Annotated in this window: 18 protein-coding genes; 4 read left to right on the forward strand and 14 right to left on the reverse strand. The window is 37.7% G+C overall.

Annotated elements, in window-relative coordinates:
* Positions 1-12: 12 nt before the first annotated feature.
* The gene (locus R2R28_RS17860; RefSeq protein WP_316827046.1) at positions 13-1,185 is read right to left on the reverse strand and encodes an aldose epimerase family protein; all 1,173 of its coding nucleotides are present in this window, start codon (positions 1,183-1,185) and stop codon (positions 13-15) included.
* An 853-nt stretch (positions 1,186-2,038) separates the two neighbouring features.
* Here R2R28_RS17860 and mgrA point away from each other — a divergent pair.
* Positions 2,039-3,028, forward strand: a complete 990-nt coding sequence (mgrA, locus tag R2R28_RS17865; RefSeq protein WP_316827047.1) for an L-glyceraldehyde 3-phosphate reductase — start codon at positions 2,039-2,041, stop codon at positions 3,026-3,028.
* A gap of 845 nt (positions 3,029-3,873) precedes the next feature.
* A complete protein-coding gene (locus R2R28_RS17870) occupies positions 3,874-4,815 on the forward strand; it encodes a cation diffusion facilitator family transporter (RefSeq protein WP_316827048.1) in 942 nt (313 codons plus the stop codon).
* A gap of 202 nt (positions 4,816-5,017) precedes the next feature.
* Here R2R28_RS17870 and R2R28_RS17875 read toward each other — a convergent pair whose 3' ends face one another.
* The 11 genes from R2R28_RS17875 to R2R28_RS17925 form a co-directional block, all read right to left on the reverse strand.
* On the reverse strand, positions 5,018-5,947 hold the full coding sequence (locus R2R28_RS17875; protein WP_316827049.1) for an NADP-dependent oxidoreductase: 930 nt from the start codon (positions 5,945-5,947) through the stop codon (positions 5,018-5,020).
* 6 nt (positions 5,948-5,953) lie between these two features.
* Entirely contained in the window at positions 5,954-7,327 is a 1,374-nt protein-coding gene (locus R2R28_RS17880) for an NAD-dependent succinate-semialdehyde dehydrogenase (RefSeq protein ID WP_316827050.1), read from the reverse strand.
* A gap of 47 nt (positions 7,328-7,374) precedes the next feature.
* Positions 7,375-8,526, reverse strand: coding sequence for a HAMP domain-containing sensor histidine kinase (locus R2R28_RS17885; RefSeq protein WP_316827051.1), 1,152 nt, complete (start codon positions 8,524-8,526; stop codon positions 7,375-7,377).
* 97 nt (positions 8,527-8,623) lie between these two features.
* Positions 8,624-9,799 carry a DUF3095 family protein gene (locus tag R2R28_RS17890; RefSeq protein ID WP_316827052.1) on the reverse strand — a complete coding sequence of 392 codons (1,176 nt, stop codon included), beginning with the start codon at positions 9,797-9,799 and terminating at the stop codon, positions 8,624-8,626.
* A gap of 86 nt (positions 9,800-9,885) precedes the next feature.
* A complete protein-coding gene (locus R2R28_RS17895; RefSeq protein ID WP_316827053.1) occupies positions 9,886-10,380 on the reverse strand; it encodes an RICIN domain-containing protein in 495 nt (164 codons plus the stop codon).
* Between the two features lie 37 nt (positions 10,381-10,417).
* The gene (locus R2R28_RS17900; protein ID WP_316827054.1) at positions 10,418-10,615 is read right to left on the reverse strand and encodes a hypothetical protein; all 198 of its coding nucleotides are present in this window, start codon (positions 10,613-10,615) and stop codon (positions 10,418-10,420) included.
* 104 nt (positions 10,616-10,719) lie between these two features.
* Positions 10,720-11,040: a hypothetical protein gene (locus tag R2R28_RS17905; RefSeq protein WP_316827055.1), complete on the reverse strand. Its 321-nt coding sequence runs from the start codon at positions 11,038-11,040 to the stop codon at positions 10,720-10,722.
* 387 nt (positions 11,041-11,427) lie between these two features.
* Positions 11,428-11,724, reverse strand: a complete 297-nt coding sequence (locus R2R28_RS17910; RefSeq protein WP_316827056.1) for a Dabb family protein — start codon at positions 11,722-11,724, stop codon at positions 11,428-11,430.
* 49 nt (positions 11,725-11,773) lie between these two features.
* Positions 11,774-14,467 carry a DNA ligase D gene (gene ligD, locus R2R28_RS17915; RefSeq protein ID WP_316827057.1) on the reverse strand — a complete coding sequence of 898 codons (2,694 nt, stop codon included), beginning with the start codon at positions 14,465-14,467 and terminating at the stop codon, positions 11,774-11,776.
* Between the two features lie 10 nt (positions 14,468-14,477).
* Positions 14,478-14,651 (reverse strand): DUF3606 domain-containing protein, encoded by a 174-nt coding sequence (locus R2R28_RS17920; protein ID WP_316827058.1) that lies wholly within the window; start codon positions 14,649-14,651, stop codon positions 14,478-14,480.
* Positions 14,652-14,757: 106 nt separating this feature from the next.
* Positions 14,758-15,969 carry a glycosyltransferase family 87 protein gene (locus R2R28_RS17925; RefSeq protein ID WP_316827059.1) on the reverse strand — a complete coding sequence of 404 codons (1,212 nt, stop codon included), beginning with the start codon at positions 15,967-15,969 and terminating at the stop codon, positions 14,758-14,760.
* Positions 15,970-16,274: 305 nt separating this feature from the next.
* On the opposite strand from R2R28_RS17925, the gene R2R28_RS17930 reads away from it, so the two are divergent.
* Both R2R28_RS17930 and R2R28_RS17935 read left to right on the forward strand, forming a co-directional pair.
* On the forward strand, positions 16,275-16,496 hold the full coding sequence (locus R2R28_RS17930; RefSeq protein WP_316827060.1) for a DUF3606 domain-containing protein: 222 nt from the start codon (positions 16,275-16,277) through the stop codon (positions 16,494-16,496).
* A gap of 8 nt (positions 16,497-16,504) precedes the next feature.
* The gene (locus R2R28_RS17935) at positions 16,505-16,705 is read left to right on the forward strand and encodes a hypothetical protein (protein ID WP_316827061.1); all 201 of its coding nucleotides are present in this window, start codon (positions 16,505-16,507) and stop codon (positions 16,703-16,705) included.
* 2 nt (positions 16,706-16,707) lie between these two features.
* Here R2R28_RS17935 and R2R28_RS17940 read toward each other — a convergent pair whose 3' ends face one another.
* Positions 16,708-17,856: a serine hydrolase domain-containing protein gene (locus tag R2R28_RS17940; RefSeq protein WP_316827062.1), complete on the reverse strand. Its 1,149-nt coding sequence runs from the start codon at positions 17,854-17,856 to the stop codon at positions 16,708-16,710.
* Positions 17,857-17,919: 63 nt separating this feature from the next.
* Positions 17,920-18,381: a VOC family protein gene (locus R2R28_RS17945; RefSeq protein WP_316827063.1), complete on the reverse strand. Its 462-nt coding sequence runs from the start codon at positions 18,379-18,381 to the stop codon at positions 17,920-17,922.
* Between the last annotated feature and the right edge of the window lie 281 nt (positions 18,382-18,662).

Raw genomic sequence — 18,662 nt, forward strand, 5'->3', positions numbered from 1 at the left:
ATTACCAAATCATTATTTGGTAAATTTATAGATCGAACTTGTTTTATATACCTGTCCTGGCTTTAGCACTGTTGAAGGAAATGAAGGCTGATTAGGAGAATCAGGAAAATGCTGGGTTTCCATTGCAATAGCTGTTCTAAAATCATCCTTAACGCCAGACTTAAAGGTATTTTTACTTTGCATAAAGTTACCACTATAAAATTGTAAACCAGGCTCTTGTGTAAAAATATCCATCACCACACCCGATTTATCTCCCTTAACTGTAGCCGCATGGAACATACCCATTGCTTTTGTTTTGTTCAGCACGTAGTTATGATCGTAACCCTTACCAAAAGTTAACTGTTCGTTTTTATCGTTTATACGCGCACCAATGGTTGTCGCTTTGTTAAAATCGAAAGGTGTACCCGCCACTTTTTCAATTTTCCCTGTCGGAATCAGGGTCGAATCTACCGGCGTATATCCATCCGCATAAATTTGCACCTCATGGTTCAAAATGGTACCACTTCCATCACCATTTAAATTAAAAAATGCATGATTGGTTAAGTTTACCACAGTTGTTTTATCTGTTTTGGCTTCGTAATCCATTTTCAATTCATTATCGTCTGTTAATGTATACGTTACTTTAACGTCTAAATTGCCAGGAAAATTTTCATCACCGTCCTTTGATAAATAATGTAATACTAACGTACCGGCGTTTGGCTGAGTGGCATCCCAAACTACATATTGATAGCCCTTTTTACCACCGTGCAATGTATTTTGCCCGTTATTGGTAAATAATGAATAGGTTTTACCTTCAAGGGTAAATTTGCCTTTTGCTATGCGGTTACCGTAACGACCAATGGTTGCACCAAAATAAGGTTCAGTAGATTTTTCGTAATCTGTTACGCTTTTAAAACCCACCACCACATCAACCAGCTTTCCATCTTTGCTTGGTACTAATAAACTAACCAAACGTCCGCCATAATTGGTAAAAACCGCTTCTGCATTGTTTTTATTTTTTAAGGTGTACAGCGCCGTTTGTTTACCATCAATTTCTTTTTTAAAAGAATCGGCTACTAATTTTACTACCGCTGCAGAATCGTTTTTCAAACTATCTGTTGAGGAAGATTTTTTGGTTTCAGATTGGCATGATGCAAACCCTATTGCAGCCAGAACGCCGAGGCCCGCTAATGATTTTAATTTCATAAAATGGAATACTTGGTTTAGATTGATTAAGTTTTTAAATATAAGTATATCGCTTAACTTTACAAATAAAACGTTTTAGAAGATTATGAAGGGATATATTCTTAAAAATTTCATTGCAAACAACATCTATGATACGATTTGTAGAAGCAGTGATAACAAAATGTAGAATTTATAAAAGAGATGAATTAACCTTTCAAAAGAAGATCCTCTTTATGGCATAAAAATCAATATAATCGACATTTAATTATGCGGTCTTTTAATTGCTCCTCTTTCAGAGGGGCGTCCGCTCGACGGGGGTGTCTTTTTGTCGTAGCCCATTTAAGTAAACCGAATTTTGTTCTTCAACAACTTGTCCCGATTTTCATTGGAGGGCTATCATATTTCAAAGCAAGCTAGCGTAACGCCACAAAAATTTAAAAAAGATGTGCCCACACCATAGGCGCAGGCGGGAACCACGAAGTGCTCAGCGAAGCTAATCTTAATGCAACTTCAAATCCTGTCAAGGCATTAAGATGATTCATACATTTTCATTTTTTTTTAAAGCATTCATGAGTACTCCGTGGTTCCCAATCATTTGGGAACCACGCCTCCTGTAACTCTGTCATTAACGCTCCGATTTATTAAAAAATTCTAACATCTACCATTTACGGACTCCAATAGAACGGTCGTCAGCAATTGATGATTTATCTAGGAATATTGCCATCATAGCGTTCCTCTGTCGCCCATATTGATTTTATGAAATAAATTAACCCTCATACGAATAACAATTAATCCTTAAACCCGATTATTTTCAGGCAAAATCTATTAAAACCCGCGAAAACTGATTATTATTGCGACCAATCAATTCCAAAATATGAATCAAAACATATCAGCAGATCGTTACGATAAAATGTTATACCGCCGTTGTGGCAAAAGTGGCATCAAACTGCCGGCCATTTCTTTAGGCTTATGGCACAATTTCGGACATGTAAACGTTTTTGAAAACAGCAAAAATTTAATCTATACCGCTTTTAATAACGGCATTACCCATTTCGATTTAGCCAATAATTATGGCCCGCCTCCGGGTTCGGCCGAAGAAGTATTTGGAAAAATCCTTCATGAAAATTTCAGTGCTTATCGTGATGAAATGATTATTTCGAGCAAGGCCGGTTATACCATGTGGGATGGCCCGTATGGAGATTGGGGCTCAAAGAAATACCTGGTTTCGAGTTTGGATCAGAGTTTAAAACGCATGAAACTGGATTATGTTGATATTTTTTATCACCATCGTCCAGATCCGGAAACCCCGTTGGAAGAAACCATGAATACGTTAAGTTTAATGGTTCAGCAAGGCAAAGCTTTGTATGTAGGCATATCAAACTATCAGGCTGAGGATGCCGCAAAGGCAATCAAAATTTTAAAGGATAATGGTACTCCATGTTTAATCCACCAGCCGAAATATTCGATGTTTGAGCGTTGGGTAGAGGGTGGTTTGCTAAATGTTTTAGAGGATAATGGTGTAGGCTGTATTCCGTTTTCTCCCCTAGCACAAGGATTACTTACCGATAAATATTTGCATGGCATCCCTGCCGATTCGAGGGTGGCAACAAGTGGTGTTTTTTTAAATGAAAGTAGTATTACACCAGAGAAAATAGAAGTGATTGGCAAATTAAATGAGGTAGCCAAATCACGCGGACAAAAATTAGCACATATGGCTTTGTCGTGGATTTTAAAAGACAATCGCATTACCACTGTTTTAATAGGCGCCAGTAAACCAGAACAAATTACAGACTCAATTAAAGCTTTAGATAATATAGCGTTTAGCGAAGCGGAGATCAAATTGATTGATGAAATTTTAAATTAAAAAACGATATAATCGTTAAGCTACTACTGCACTCGTTTGGAAACGAGCGCAAACAATTATTACTTAAATAGTTTATCGTTTTTAACGATTGTTAAACTATCACCGCACCCGTTTGGAAACGAGCGCAAACAACTCTATTGCTGCTAACGCTCGTTTCTATCGAGCGTTAAATAGTTTATCGTTTTTAACGATTGTTAAACTACCACTGCACTTGTTTGGACGCGGGCGAAAACAACTCTATTACTGCTAATGCTCGTTTCTGACGAGCGTTAAATAGTTTATCGTTTTTAACGATTGTTAAACTACCACTGCACTTGTTTGGACGCGGGCGAAAACAACTCTATTACTGCTAACGCTCGTTTCTAACGAGCGTTAAATAGTTTATCGTTTTTAACGATTGTTAAACTACCACTGCACTTGTTTGGACGCGGGCGAAAACAACTCTATTACTGCTAACGCTCATTTCTAACGAGCGTTAAATAGTTTATCGTTTTAAACGATTGTTAAACTACCACTGCACTTGTTTGGACGCGGGCGAAAACAACTCTATTACTGCTAACGCTCGTTTCTAACGAGCGTTAAATAGTTTATCGTTTTTAACGATTGTTAAACTACCACTACACTTGTTTGGACGCGGGCGAAAACAACTCTATTACTGCTAACGCTCGTTTCTAACGAGCGTTAAATAGTTTATCGTTTTTAACGATACCATCGTTAACCTACCACCGCACTTGTTTGGCAACAATAACTATTACCTGGTTTTAAAGAAGCGACTACTTGCCTCATTTCAAAACCAAATCAGCCTAAAACCGTTTAAGAAATAAATCCTTTACATTTCTTAAACTATGGCAAGAGCCAACAATTCTATTTACAGTGCTTTGGCAGCAAATTTATTAATTGCAGTAACCAAATTTATTGCCGGGGCCTTTACCAACAGCTCATCAATGATTGCGGAAGGCATCCACTCCACGGTTGACACCAGTAACCAGCTTTTGCTACTTTATGGTTTAAAAAGAAGTGTAAAACCACCTGACGAATCTCGTCCTTTCGGCTATGGTAAAGAGCTCTATTTCTGGTCGTTTATTGTATCCATCATGATTTTTGGTTTAGGTGGTGTAGTATCTATTTCGCAAGGCATTACGCATATCCGTCATCCGGAACTTTTAGGCGATCCAACCTGGAATTATGTGGTATTGGGCTTATCTTTCATCTTCGAAGGTGCATCGTTGATTATTGCGATGAAAGAATTTAACAAAACACGTAAAGGTTTGCCCTGGTGGAAAGCAATTATCAAAAGTAAAGATCCATCTGGTTTTTTGGTATTATTTGAAGATGGAGCCGCGGTTTTAGGTTTGCTGATTGTTTTTGTTTTTATGGTAATGAGCCATAACCTAAACCTTCCTTTTTTAGATGGATTGGCTTCTGTATTGGTGGGCACACTTTTAATTTTTGTATCATTTATATTGGCAAGGGAAAGCCGCAGTTTACTGATGGGCGAAGGCTTAACGCCAGAAACACAACAAAAAATTAAAGATCTGGCCGAAAATGACCGGGATGTAATCTCTGTAACCAGCATTTTATCTCAATATCAATCGCCAAAGGAAGTATTGCTGGTGCTCATTCTTACTTTTAGAGCAGAATTAAATACGACCGATTTAACCAATGCCATCGACAGGCTGAGGGATAAAATTAAATTAGAATACAAGGTGATTAAATTTGTGATCATCCAACCGCAATCTGCTGATGTAGCGGAAAATGATTTTAGTAAGGATATTTATCTGGAGTAGTTTTTTAAGGATGCTGAAAGAAGCTCAAAGCCAGCAAAGAAAGGTGTAGGTAATTTTTTTTCGCCACTAATCGGTTTTGATCATAATGATTTCAATATATAAGCGTAAATGTTACCGTCCTCCTGAACTTTTTCATGAGGACGATAACAAAGTTAATTGTTAATTTTATTAATCTTCGGACCACTGACATCCGACTTTCCTCTTAAATTACCTGTAAAACAATTTTACCTCTTGTATGGCCCTGTTCGCTTTCGGCTTGTGCCTGCCTTGCACTGGTAAAAGGTAAAACTTTTTCTATAACAGGTTTAACTTTACCCGAATCTATCAATGTAGCAATTTCAGCCAGTTGAGCCGGAATTGATTGTGCGGTAAAACCGATAAGGTGAACTTTTTTTGCCTTTGCCTCTGCAACATATTCAGGCATTAAGGTCGTAATTACCCTTCCGCCTTCTTTTAATACATTTAATGATTTAAGTTGGGTTTCTCCACCAATTGTATCCAAAACCAGGTCTATATCATTTAAAGTGGTTTCGAAATCCTCCATTCTATAATCGATTACCTCATCCGCACCTAAACGTTTCAAAAAATCAACATTACTGTTCGAAGCTGTACCAATTACATGTGCACCCTTCCATTTGGCAAATTGTACGGCATAAGTTCCTACCCCCCCAGCGGCAGCATGGATTAATACTTTTTGTCCGGCCTTTAACAAACCATAATCGAACAAAGCCTGCCATGCAGTTAAACCCGCCAAAGGTACTGCGGCAGCTTCTGTATGTCCGATACTCGTTGGTTTGATGCTGATAATGCTGGCTTTAACGACGATATATTCTGCATAAGCACCATTTTTTGTCGGATCTGGTCTGCCGTATACTTCATCTCCTTTTCTAAAAGCACTTACTTTTTCGCCTAATGTCTCTATTGTTCCAGAAACATCCCAACCTAAGGTTAATGGTAATTTAGCCGGAAATTTCTCCTTCCGTTGTCCTTCCCTGATTTTCCAATCAACCGGATTTACGCTGGTTGCATGCACTTTAATCAATACTTCATCTGGTGCTGGCTGAGGGATATCTATTTCGTCTATTGATAAAACTTCCGGTCCGCCAAACTCGTGGATTCTAATCGCTTTCATATATTATTATTTGATGTACACTGTTTTAATATTTACAAATTCATGGATGCCGAACATGCCTAATTCTCTGCCATAGCCAGATTGATTGATGCCCCCGAAAGGTAATGCAGGATCTGATTTAACGCCTTCATTTACAAAACATGAGCCTGCTGCCAGTTTATTTCTGGCGATATTTTCAGCAAGAGAAGCATTTTCAGTAAAAATGGCCGCCCCTAAGCCAAAATTGGTATCGTTGGCTATATGAATCGCATCTTTTGTATCATCAGCCGTAATAATGGCGGCTACAGGGCCGAATATTTCTTCATCATAAGCCAGTATCCCCTTTTTTACACCTGTTAATATGGTGGGCTGGTAATAGGCATGTTCGCCCTCTGTAACAGGAATTTCGCCACCCAAAATACATTTAGCGCCCTGTTTGATGCTTTTTAAAACCTGCTGGTGAAGTTCATCTCGAAGTTCGGCTCTTGCCATAGGACCAAGATCAGTATCATCAAGGAGCGGATCTCCGGTTTTTTTACTTGCCATTCCGGCTTTAAAAAGTGCTGTGAATTGTTCAACAACTTCCTTCACTACAATAAAACGTTTTGCTGCAATACAACTTTGTCCGTTGTTAATTAACCTTGCCTCTGCACAGATTTTTGCAGCCTTTTTTAGATCTGCATCACTCAAAATTATATAAGGATCGCTTCCGCCAAGCTCTAAAACTGTTTTTTTAATGAGTTTACCCGCTTGTTCGGCTACTTTTTTACCAGCTTCGGTACTTCCCGTAAGCGTTACCGCTTTAATATATGGGTTTTCGATTACGCCTGATATGGCCTTACTGCTACAAATGAGCGTTTTAAAAACATTTTCAGGAAAACCTGCATCAATAATTAATTTTTCTATTTCAATTGCACAGCCGGTAACACCCGATGAGTGCTTTAAAACCCCACAATTACCAGCCATAAGGGCTGGTGCTAAAAAACGGAATACCTGCCAAAAGGGAAAATTCCATGGCATAATGGCCAATACCACACCAATAGGCTGAAAACTGACATAACTTTTTGCAGCAGTTGTTTTGATGCTTTGATCAGCTAAAAATTCGGCTCCGTTTTCAGCATAATATTCGCAAACTGAGGCGCATTTAAGTACCTCTGCCACTCCTGCTTTTAAGGGTTTCCCCATTTCTAATGCCATCAGTTTGGCCAGTTGATCTTTCCTTTCGGTTAAAAGCTTCGAAACCTGCAGCAACAACATGGCACGACTTTTAAAGTCAGTTTCTTTATAGCTTAACCAAGCCTGGTGTACCTGATCAATTTTTTGATGGATCTGGTCTGCTGAATCTTCCTGATAAGTTTTTATGATTACCCCATTAACAGGGTTTATAGATGAAATGCTCATATAAGTTTAACAAATGAGCATTTAAGATTGTGTTTTTTATTTGAACATTAATCAGTTGAAGAAAGGGGAAGATTAAAATGAAAGGTAGATCCTACGCCGTATTTACTCTCTACCCTTATTTTTCCTTTATGGTGGTTAATAATCTCTGCACTGAGGTATAAACCAATGCCAAAACCAGAAATACGCTGCGTTTGCTGGTTTTCTACCCGATAAAAGCGGTCAAAAAGTTTTTCTATATCATATTGCTGAATCCCAATGCCACTATCGGTTACGCTAACATTTACCTGATTTGCCGTCATTTCAGATTCAACCCAAATCGTGCTGCCTTGTGCAGAATATTTAATGGCATTACTGATTAAGTTTGAAATAACCGAGGATATTTTTTCTTTATCTGCATGTACCATTTTAGGCCCGCTTTCAATAAAATTAATATGATAAGAGGTATCGATCAAACGTGTATCTTCCACTACATCGCAAATGAGTTTATCCAGGTCAAAATCTGATTTGATGAGCTGGATCTTTCCGGATTCGAGACGTGAGACGTTTAGAAACGAACCAATCATGCTGGTCATTTTGTGTATCTGTTTTTGAACCTTATTTAAGGTTGTTACTAAAAACGTATCGTTTAAAGCCTTCTGTTGCATCAATTGCACATAAGCACTGATGGAAGTAAGTGGTGTTTTTAATTCGTGGCTAACCATGCTGATGAAGTCGTGTTTCTGTTGATTTTCTTTTATACTGATCAACATCTGCTCTTCATCCAGCGCCTCGCGTTTTAGTTCGGTTTCCTGAATAATCTTTTTGGCATGTACCATATCGGTAACATCGCTGGCAGTATGTAAGATGCAGTAAGGCAAGCCTGATTCATCTTTTATAGCCCTATATTCGTAATTGTAATAAGCAAAATGTTTTTTCCCGTCTTTTATCGTTTCGGCAGCTATTGCCTCTCCTATCTCGGTGATTCCTGTTAACCATACATTTTTTAATAACGAGATGAAAGGTTGTTCCTTTAACTCAGGTACAGCTTCATCTAAAGGTTTACCGATAATGGAACGGTCTTTACCCCAAAAGTTAATCATGGCGTCATTGGCCATTTCGATCACAATATGTTCGGAAGTATAAATGGCGGTTGCATCCTTTGATAAAGCAAGTACGTTTATCAGTTGATCACTACTTAAAAGTCTGGAATGACGGTCCATGTATATTTGAAGATTAAAATGCTTATCGTGATTTACCTTTTGTAATATTTCAGGTATATAACATACAAGCAGCTGTCGTAAATGTTTGGGTGCTTTACTAAATGTTGTCCGTCTTTTTTAATTGTTCGCGTATTTTCTGCTTCAGGATCCCGGCTGCCTGGGTATAACCGCCCTCTGCCCCATCAACAAAATGAATGTGATCATCTTCCAGATCCCTTACATAACACGACATGATTGATTCGCCGCTTACATATAGGGCGTACAGGATTTCGTTTTGGTTCTCCAATGTATCCAATGTTTTCTGTAAAGCTAACCGCTGGTGTGCTGTTCCTGTAATCACCGTATTGATTCGCCCATCAATCACGAGGGTATCCGACATGTCTACCAGCTGTTTAAGGTAGTTTCTTCCACGTTCTGTACGAAAATAAATATAGCCGTAAATATTTATGAACCATGATTTGATCAGTTCAAATATTTTGATTTTCCCTAAACGATGTTTCATTTCTTTACCCAGGCTATTAAAACTTGTTCTGAAAATCAGTTTGGAAACAGAAATCGGCTGGCGTTTTTCTGGCGAACCATAAATCAGATCGAGGTTTTGAATAACCTTACTGAAAACTTTGGCCTGTTGCCTGTAATTTTGGGCAATTACAATTAAGGTTACAATTTCTTCACTATTTTCTGGTGGTTCAATTTTATCCCAACGGCATTGCATACCGCTTAAATCAATTTCTTCACTTGCAGTATCGTGGCCGGATAAGAGGTAATCATCACCTTTGATCATTTTTTCGGCATAAGCCAAACCATCACCTAAAACAATCGGGATGGAAAATGTTTCAGAACTGCTGAACCTGCTGATTTGAAGATGATGATTATGGGTATAGATTTCTTCGACTGGTATAATACCCACCCTTAACTCTAGGTTAAAATTTTCGAGGGTAGTATCTTTGTATTTCAACAACGATTTCATTACCTCATTTACAATTCCCGGAGGAACAATAAAGGTTGCTCCATCGCCCCCAAAGAAAAACGGCACAGCGATATTAGCTTTGAATGCGATATTAAGCACAGCCACAATGCTACCGGTAGCAATAAGGTTTACATTTTCGTGCTGACCGGCATTAACGGCTGCAGTAGAACTTTTTATATCCGTAATAATAACTTGCCAATCTGCAGGAACCCCTTTAAACAACTCGTTTTTAATCAATAACTGATAAAGTGGAATTTTATTGATGGGCAGGTTGGAATAGAAATGATCTTCGATATTTGGCATAATTTGACTTAGAACATTCTAATATACGTATTCGGAAACCATGTGTATTGCAAAAATAACAAATCTGTTCATTCGGCATTTTTATTTTACATGGTTGGTGCCTGTTCATATATTGTCCACTGCTGATCTTTGGTCTTTGTTTTTTTGGCTAAGATAATGGCAGAATTCGTCGATCCTTTTTTATCCTCTGGTGTGATATACAGATCAGTTCCTTTAAGTTTAATGAGGTAAATATCTTTTCCCGCTGGTTCAAATTCGTACTGTTGGTTACTGTTACCCAAGTTTAATGGTTGTTCCTCTAAAGCTAAATCGTTTATTTTAGGTTGAAAAGTTTTACTGGTAAAAAGGTTTTTCAACTGATAGGTATTACCTTCCACAGGAATGAAATTCCAGGTCATGCATTTCCAGTTTTGCGGATTGTAGGCTACTAATGGTGTTCCATTTTTACCATTTGCATCTTTAATACGTAAAAGCATACCCGTAACTACATTTTTAATGGCATAATTCCCTTTAATATTTTGGGCAAAAACAACCTGATGAATAATCAAAGCAAAGCCAAGTGTTATAAGAAATTTTCTCATCACACTAATGTAACCAATTTATTAACCTAATAAAAAACTAAAGAATAATCAGTATGGTGCCTGATTTGAGCAGTTTAAAGTAATAATGATATTCGCCATGGCGGTTTACTTTTTCAATTTCACAAACTTTACCTGATTTACCATATTCATCAGCTAATAAATCGCCAATTTTAATGCTATCTAAGAGATTCACATTAATAGACGCTCTTTTAATTAGTGTAGCGTTTTTTTCCATGAGATTGCGGTTTAGTTGTATCTACGCAATCAAAAACATTTTGGTTTTGTAGTATCATAAATTACTTATTAATAAGTATCAAAGATACAAATTTGTAGTTTTAATTAGCAATACATTATTTCATAAACACGTTTCATATACAAGGCTTCATCAATTTTTGCAAAAAACTCATGCCATTCCTCCCGGGTAAAAACCAAACTGATATCTGGAAAAGGGGTAGATAAAATAACAACTTGCCTCCCATCAGGACGGTTTTCGAGATAATTGTCGAAATCGAGTTTCTTGGTAGCCACATAAAACGCATCAAATTGCTCAAAAGAAAAGTTCATCAGTACACCAGAACGCCATATATTTAAAACTTTGCAGTTATTACACTGGGCAATGGTGATGTTTGCATTTTGAGCTAGAACAGTTGTTTTACACATGGGCTATAAATTTAAATCATCGGTTGATTTAGCAAATATCATATTATTTAGAATAATTCCAAATAATATAATTGATTTATGATTAATATGATAGCAACTATTGATAAATCCAGCGAAATTCGTGATTAGGGCGCATAAAACTCAGGTGAATTAGTTGTAAAAACAAAACTGTACTATTTAATCCACTACCTAAGGGCTTCTAAGCTGTTAGATGGGTTTGGTGCAAGGCTTTAACCATGTAAGAAATATAAGAACACTTAAGCTTACGTGTCCCTTGATTGTCTTATTTGGTAAAACATCACTATTTAGATTTTACATTCTATTATTGGTAATGTATTTAGGAAAAGAACAAATAAAAAACCTCCGATGCTATCGGAGGCTTAAGGATTATGCTGCGTCATAAATTACAACCTTTTCAAAATATGACCTGAACTCATCCAAAAATGCTTTATGCAACGGGTGAACCTGGTAAACATCGTGTGCCGCCAGATCTTCGAAAAATAAAATCAGGCTAAAAGTATAAGTAGTGTCCACAACCGCACGTTCAATGGGTGCTGGTACGCCAATATGGAAAGTTTTTACGCCTTCTATGTTCTCTAATGTTAGTAAGCTATTGCGAAATGCAACTTTTTGCTCATCGGTGGTATCGGCTTTAAGCCAGAATAAAACGTGGTGTGCTATCATTTTTTTATTTTTTTCAAATATAATGAAAGCAGGAAAAGATTACTGCGCTTTATCCAAAAACACTTTTTGCTTTATTAATGGCTTTTTTCAAATCTATTCCCTTGCCCAGCACGCCTTTAAACAAATCCCCTTCTACTTTTAACCTGTCCATGGTGTTAAAAATATTAAAATCTTTCATTTTCAAACCTGGTTTCACTTCATCCCAATGCAAGGGCATGGAAACAGTTGCACCTACTTTAGGCCGTAAAGAGTATGGGCAGGCAATGGTCGCCCCTGGCCTGTTCTGCAAAAAATCCAGGTACATTTTCCCTTTTCTTGCAGCTATCATCCGTTCTAAAGAAGTATAATCAGGAATTTGTTTGTGCACCAGGTTAACCACAAGCTTGGCAAATAACTGGCTTTGATCGTAACTGTATCTGGCATTTAACGGAATGTAAATGTGCATACCCGTTGAACCCGATGTTTTACAATAACCGGGCACATCTATAGCATCTAGCACTTTTTTTGTTTCGAGGGCGGCTTCAACTACCTGATCGAAAGGTTGTTTATCCGGGTCTAAATCAATTACACAATAATCAGGGTTATCGGGCTGTTGCACACGGCTAAACCAGGGGTTCATTTCTATACAGCCTAAACTGGCCATCCATAACAACGATGCTTCATCTGTACCCACTAAATATTCTTTTTTTTCGCCTTCACCATTTTCATAAGGAAAAGTTTCTGCCCAATCCGGTCCTTTGCCTTTTACATCTTTCTGGTAAAAACTTGGTCCGTGGATACCGCCCGGGAAACGGTTAAGCGATTGGGGACGATCTTTAAGGTAAGGCAAAATGTATTCGGCAACCTGATAATAATAGTTAAACATATCCCTTTTGGTTACTTTATCTTCAGGCCAGTACACTTTGCTGAGGTTCGTAAATTTCAGTTCATGCCCTTTTATTTTCCGAACCTGAGTTTCATCTTTCGGGTTTAATAAAGTTTTGGGTGTTTTACTTTTTGGCGGTTTTATCGCCCCGGTATGCTCATCTTCCTTAACCTGTTCAACTATTTTTTCTGTAGCCATTTCCTCTTCCCGAATTACATCTTTAGCTTTTTTATCCTCCCGGATACCCTGGAAAGAAGGATGGCGAAAAACCCCATCATCGGTTACTTCGGTAAAAGCCACTTCGCATACCAATTGCGGTTTTAACCAGGTGGCTTTTGCCTTTGGCGGGTTGGGCCTAAACCGTGATGGTTTATTAACATCGGGAATACTTTGGAACGGACTTTTATCCACAATAAGTGGCTTAAATTGCTCCATCATTGTTTTTTGCAGTTTATCTGAAAATCCGGTACCTACCTTGCCCACATATTGTAATTTTCCTTTCTCATACACGCCCAACAAAAGCGAACTGAAAGATTTTGAGGTATCGGCATTTTTGGTAAAACCAGCAATTACCACTTCCTGTCTCTTGTGTACTTTAATTTTTAGCCATTCTTTCGATCGCCGGTCTGATGCATAGGTGCTGTTTATTTTTTTTGCGATGATGCCTTCCAAGCCCATTCTTTGTGCAGCATCGAAAAAATCGACACCGCTGGCTTTAAATACCTTTCCCAGGCGTACACGGTCATCATCAGTAGGCAGAATATCGTTTAAAACGGCCTGTCGCTCATAAAGCGGCAGTTCCATCAGGTTTTTACCTTCATGCCACAAGATATCGAAAACATAAAAAACCAGTTCTCCATCGGCTTCGCTCCGCCAGTTTTGAAGTGAACCGAAATTGGATATGCCCTTCTCATTCAGCACCAGAATCTCTCCATCGAGCACGGCATTAATTTTCCAATCGTTAAGCAGATCGTAAATTGGATAGAATTTTTCGTTAAATGATTTATTATTTCTGGAGTAAAGTTCTGCTTTTCCTTTATTGATAAAAGCCAATGCACGGTATCCATCCCATTTCACCTCGTATTGCCAATCGGGATCATCAAAAGGCTCGTCTACAAGTGTAGCCAGCATCGGTTTGATGTTTTTCGGAATGGCCGATTTTGGAGCTTTTTTTAAAATGGCTTTTACATCGACAGCCTGATCATCACCCACCGTTTTTATTTCTTTTTTGGCTACTGATTCAGGATTTTTTTTTTCGGCTTTTATTTTTTGTTCTTTTCCCTCTTTCCAAACCTTATCGGAGGTTTTTTCCATTTTTTCGATGGTTTTTCCTGAGAGCACGGATTTATCTGCTTTGGTGATGTCATTGGTGGAAGCATAGTCATCTTTATGTTTAATCAGCAACCAGCCATTTTCGCCCATACCATGGGTTTTAACAAGGGCAAATTCGCCATGAAGTTTTTCTCCGTTTAATTTAATTTTTAAAGAACCTTCTTTTAGCTGATTTAAAAGGTGTTTCTCCTGTGCTTTTTTGCCCTTAATGGTTTCTATAGGCTCGTACGTACCTTCATCCCAAACAATAACGGTTCCTCCTCCATATTCTCCCTGAGGGATAATACCTTCAAAATCTTTGTAATCGTAAGGATGATCCTCTACCATCATGGCTAAACGTTTGGTTTTCGGATCGGTAGACGGACCTTTAGGCACGGCCCAACTTTTTAAAACACCTTCCATTTCGAGTCTGAAATCATAGTGCAGCCGCGATGCATCGTGCTTTTGGATTACAAAATGTAACTTATTCCGATCGCTGCTTTTGCCTGATTCAGGCTCTGCTGTTTTTGAGAAATCGCGCTTGGCAACATATTTTTCCAGACTCATAACTGATGTTTTACTTTTTTAAAAAATCTTCCACCGCATCGGCAGAGGTACCAACAGTTTGTACTGCTGCTTTCAATTTATCCTTGCTCACGCCAAATTTATTCGACCAATAATCCAGCTCGTAGCTTTCGTTAATGTTGATCCTACCGCGATCAGCACCTCCCTGTTTTTGTTTATCATCCATAATTATTTTTGATTAGACTTCTATAAAACAGCTTGATAACAAAAAAGGTTTTAACTGTCGTTTTTACAAACGGCGGTTAAAACCTTAAAAAAATAAAAATTTAAACTTAATCTATTAACGCAGTAACCATCTCTGGTACTGTTTCTTCTGCATAGGCGAACCTATTTTTTGTTGTATGATAAATAATTCTCAGCCACACTAAAAAATAGGGTAAACTGATAATAGCCAGGAATAGCGGATGTGATTTAGCAAAGGCCGGAAACAGCAATAGAGGAAAATTACAGGTAATAAATAGTAAAACAGGCAGCAATACCTTTTTCATGGCCTGGTTACTTTCTTTAACATACCAAATTCCTACGCCTACGATGGAGATTATAAAGGTACAATCCTCTGCTCCTGTACTAAACAATACAGGAAACAATAAAACTGAGGATAAGATCATGAGCTGAAATTTGCCTTTTTCAAAGTTGGCAATGCGGCTAAAAGGTAACATAAACACCAAAGCGCCAAGGGCAAGAAAAATAAAATTGGATATTTCGGGTTCATCTAAAAGCTGTCTGAAAAAACCCATAATCGAAATATCAATCCCTCCACCTAAAACATTGACCATATTTTTTCCCACCAATGAGTTTTTCCAGTCGATATAACAATGCGCCACATAATCGGGTGAAGCAAAAAGCATGGGCAATAAGAAAATTACCAGCGACCACATTAGCAACCACAATATAAATTCGGGCTTTTTCTTTGCGAAAAAGAAAAATACCAGGCCTACAATGCCATAAAGTTTAATGAATGTACCCAGCACAATGCAAAATGCTGCCCATATCCCTTTATCTTTATTGAGCAGGGTATAACTCAATATCATTAATGCAGCAGCACCGGCATTAAACTGTTGGTTAAGCATCGATTCTATCAAACAAGGGATGGTAATATAACCAATAACTACTTTTTGATCCTGAGTTAAAGGCAATGTTTGTATCGCCTTAAAAAGCAGGAAACAATTGAACAAATTCCAAAATAACAAACCTACCCAATTGTGAAACAGCGCGAATGGCGCAATTAAAATGCTAAAAACAGGCCCATAATGGTTTGCATCTTCATGATAATCCGGGTATGCTGCATAGAGCGATTTTTCATGAAGAAGATTTCGAAACGTATTTTCGAAAATAAGGTAATTATTGTACCGATGTGTTATCCACGAATCGATCACAAAAATCAGGGTAATCAATACCCAAATGGATAATACAAAACGATTATCCTGATAAAATTTTCGACGCAGGGATAGACTGGGAGCGCCGGTTAGAAAATGATTTAGCATTTGTAAAAATTATATTACATTACAATAATAAATAGGCGAAATGACAAAACCAAATGCTTTGTAAAGAAAATGTTACTCTTATTTGAAATAATGAGCGGATTAAAAACAGACATGTTAAATTGGATAATCAGACGGTTTGCGTTGCCTTCTTTTTAAAAAATTTCACCGCCAACAGGGATGTTCATTGACTAAATTTCAAGCGTTAATATTTTAGCTCATTTATTTGAGAATTTACTGACAAAACTCTAAAACCAAAAGCGATTTATTGGTGTTTCTAACTTATTACTAACCAAAATTCATAAAAGATGGAATATCAACTTAACTCGATGAATGCGAGAAAAGAATTTATCGAAATCGCAGACGAACAAGATCGTAATTATTGGGCAGCCAGATTAGGAATAACCAGCGAAAAGCTTAAATCGGTGGTTAAAGCATTGCACAGCATGGAATTTTCCATCCTTAAGGAATACTTAATGATGGAAAAAATTAAATCTGGAAGTGCCTATCAAAGATTTGTAAATCAATAACAGCAGAAATGGACTACAACATTAATGAAAACAAAAAGCAGACAGTAATTGAGCATCCCATTGCTGATTGCACACATTTAATTGATTTACCAGCAGTTACCACTGTTTTTAATCACAAGGTAAAAGAAAATAGCATTAATCATCCAAAAGCTTGCATTAAAATCTTAACTGCCTTTTTCAATAAAAATGGCTTAGCAAATCTGCTGTAGCATTATTTAAAAAAGGATTGATATAAACTATTGATGGCTGCGCGGGTAAAATCGGGGAAACCGTCAGTATAGGTGGCATTTATGCCGTTGGTGATGATTACAAACCCAAATTTTTCTTTTGGATTGAAGAACATGGTGCTGTATAAACCATAAGCCGAACCGGTATGTCCTTTTAATTTAACATCAGGAATTAGGTTATCAGCCGTTCTAATGGCGAAACCATAACCTTCATCGGGTGTTAATGCTTTTTGCATTTGTTTAGCGCTCTTTTTACTGATTATTTGCACACCGTTGGCTGTGCCATAGTTCATATGCATCATCATGTACCTGGCCAGATCGTTTGCAGAAATTTTCATTCCTCCGGTTGGCGAAAAAATTGGTGTGGTGTAACCCATTACATAATTGGCAATTTCGGTTCTGCGTGGTGCATACGCTGCCGGCGAAGGGGTATAAGTTTTAGTATCAGCATGATATTCGTACAGCTGCACAAAACGCGTGCTATCCAAAGAATCCACACAATAACCTGCATAAAGTCCGAGTGGTTTTAAAACATGGTTTTTCACATAATTATCGAAACGTTCGCCTGATTTTTTTTCAATAATGGCCCCGATGAGGTTGAAATTGAGGTTGCAATAATCAAATTTGCTTCCTGGTAAATAATCGTTGTAACATTTGGCCCAATCAGCATTTTTATTGGGATTGATTAAATCGAGGTTTAAATAGCCCTGCGAATCGTTTAAGCTGGAGGTATGCGACAAAGCCATTTTTAAGGTAATTTTCTGATCAGGAAATTTTGGGTTCCTGATTTTGAAACCAACCAGATCACCAAAGTCATCATCTAAATGAATTTTACCTGCCTCTACGAGTTGCATGATAGCAGTGGCCGAAAAAGATTTTGATATGGATGCAATCCTGAAAATATCCTCATTGTTTAAAGGTTTCTTGCGCTCTAAATCTTTTAAACCGAATGAATGGGTGTAAATAATTTTACCCTCTTTTACAACTGCAACTGATGCGCCTACAGCATTATACTTTTCCATTACGGCCTTAAAATCAGCTTCAGCTCTTTCACTCTGGGCAAACAAATGGCAGTTTAGGCCAGCAATTAAAAAGAAGATAAGGAGATGTTTTGAAAAATAAGGTTTCATCATGATGTTGGATCAAACCTAAATATAGGATTTGATCCAACATAAAGTTCAGACGTAGTAAAAAATTTACTTCGCGTCGTTTACTTCCAGCCAGTGTCCGTCTGGATCTTTAAAATAAACCTGTTTTACACCATCAACACGAAGGGTAATGCCTTTTTCTTTACCGGCCCAATCTTCAAAGCTGATATTTTTGGCATTTAGTTTTTTTACAAATTCATCAACCGAAGGAACGCTGAAACATAAATGCCCGTTTTTATCAAAAGTTTCATTGCCTTTGGCACCTTGAATTAAATGTAACTGTCCGGCCGGCCCTAGCGTAAACCAGGTATGCCGGTTATCTTTAAATGGTTCGGGGATGATTTTAAGGTTAAAAACACTTTCGTAAAAGGTGGTGGCCTTGTTTAAATCGGCTACATAAACAGCAATGTGGTTTAAAACAGCAGGTACATTTTCGGTTTTATTCTGCGCCATGGCTTTTTGAAAGATGATAGAAAATAAAATAATGGTGGTTAGGAAGACTTTTTTCATGTTTAAATATCCTATTTATAAAGGAGTATTTTTAGAAAAAAGGTGAAAAGTTGTTAAATTAAACACAGATAACTAATTATCTTTTGGGCTTATGGATTTCTCGGCTACGCTCGAAATGAAAGATTATAAAGAATGGTCGTCATTCCCGCGCAGGTGGGAACCACGAAGTGCTCAGCGAAGCTAATCTTAATGCAATGCAATCCCTGCTAAGGCATTACGATTGCCAGTCGGGCTGGCAATGACGATTCTACGCACTGTCATTAAACCTCCAATGTATTTGA

The sequence above is a fragment of the Pedobacter miscanthi genome (assembly GCF_032678605.1).
Taxonomy (GTDB): domain Bacteria; phylum Bacteroidota; class Bacteroidia; order Sphingobacteriales; family Sphingobacteriaceae; genus Pedobacter; species Pedobacter miscanthi_A.

What these genes read in the sequence shown, in the direction of transcription:
- R2R28_RS17880 (WP_316827050.1), bottom strand. Translation starts at nt 7,327, where the DNA reads ATGAGCATTTCATCTATAAACCCTGTTAATGGGGTAATCATAAAAACT.
- R2R28_RS17875 (WP_316827049.1), bottom strand. Translation starts at nt 5,947, where the DNA reads ATGAAAGCGATTAGAATCCACGAGTTTGGCGGACCGGAAGTTTTATCA.
- R2R28_RS17900 (WP_316827054.1), bottom strand. Translation starts at nt 10,615, where the DNA reads ATGGAAAAAAACGCTACACTAATTAAAAGAGCGTCTATTAATGTGAAT.
- R2R28_RS17935 (WP_316827061.1), top strand. Translation starts at nt 16,505, where the DNA reads ATGGACTACAACATTAATGAAAACAAAAAGCAGACAGTAATTGAGCAT.
- mgrA (WP_316827047.1), top strand. Translation starts at nt 2,039, where the DNA reads ATGAATCAAAACATATCAGCAGATCGTTACGATAAAATGTTATACCGC.
- R2R28_RS17925 (WP_316827059.1), bottom strand. Translation starts at nt 15,969, where the DNA reads ATGCTAAATCATTTTCTAACCGGCGCTCCCAGTCTATCCCTGCGTCGA.
- R2R28_RS17930 (WP_316827060.1), top strand. Translation starts at nt 16,275, where the DNA reads ATGGAATATCAACTTAACTCGATGAATGCGAGAAAAGAATTTATCGAA.
- R2R28_RS17920 (WP_316827058.1), bottom strand. Translation starts at nt 14,651, where the DNA reads ATGGATGATAAACAAAAACAGGGAGGTGCTGATCGCGGTAGGATCAAC.
- R2R28_RS17860 (WP_316827046.1), bottom strand. Translation starts at nt 1,185, where the DNA reads ATGAAATTAAAATCATTAGCGGGCCTCGGCGTTCTGGCTGCAATAGGG.
- R2R28_RS17890 (WP_316827052.1), bottom strand. Translation starts at nt 9,799, where the DNA reads ATGCCAAATATCGAAGATCATTTCTATTCCAACCTGCCCATCAATAAA.
- R2R28_RS17910 (WP_316827056.1), bottom strand. Translation starts at nt 11,724, where the DNA reads ATGATAGCACACCACGTTTTATTCTGGCTTAAAGCCGATACCACCGAT.
- R2R28_RS17945 (WP_316827063.1), bottom strand. Translation starts at nt 18,381, where the DNA reads ATGAAAAAAGTCTTCCTAACCACCATTATTTTATTTTCTATCATCTTT.
- R2R28_RS17895 (WP_316827053.1), bottom strand. Translation starts at nt 10,380, where the DNA reads ATGAGAAAATTTCTTATAACACTTGGCTTTGCTTTGATTATTCATCAG.
- R2R28_RS17905 (WP_316827055.1), bottom strand. Translation starts at nt 11,040, where the DNA reads ATGTGTAAAACAACTGTTCTAGCTCAAAATGCAAACATCACCATTGCC.
- R2R28_RS17885 (WP_316827051.1), bottom strand. Translation starts at nt 8,526, where the DNA reads ATGGACCGTCATTCCAGACTTTTAAGTAGTGATCAACTGATAAACGTA.
- ligD (WP_316827057.1), bottom strand. Translation starts at nt 14,467, where the DNA reads ATGAGTCTGGAAAAATATGTTGCCAAGCGCGATTTCTCAAAAACAGCA.
- R2R28_RS17870 (WP_316827048.1), top strand. Translation starts at nt 3,874, where the DNA reads ATGGCAAGAGCCAACAATTCTATTTACAGTGCTTTGGCAGCAAATTTA.
- R2R28_RS17940 (WP_316827062.1), bottom strand. Translation starts at nt 17,856, where the DNA reads ATGATGAAACCTTATTTTTCAAAACATCTCCTTATCTTCTTTTTAATT.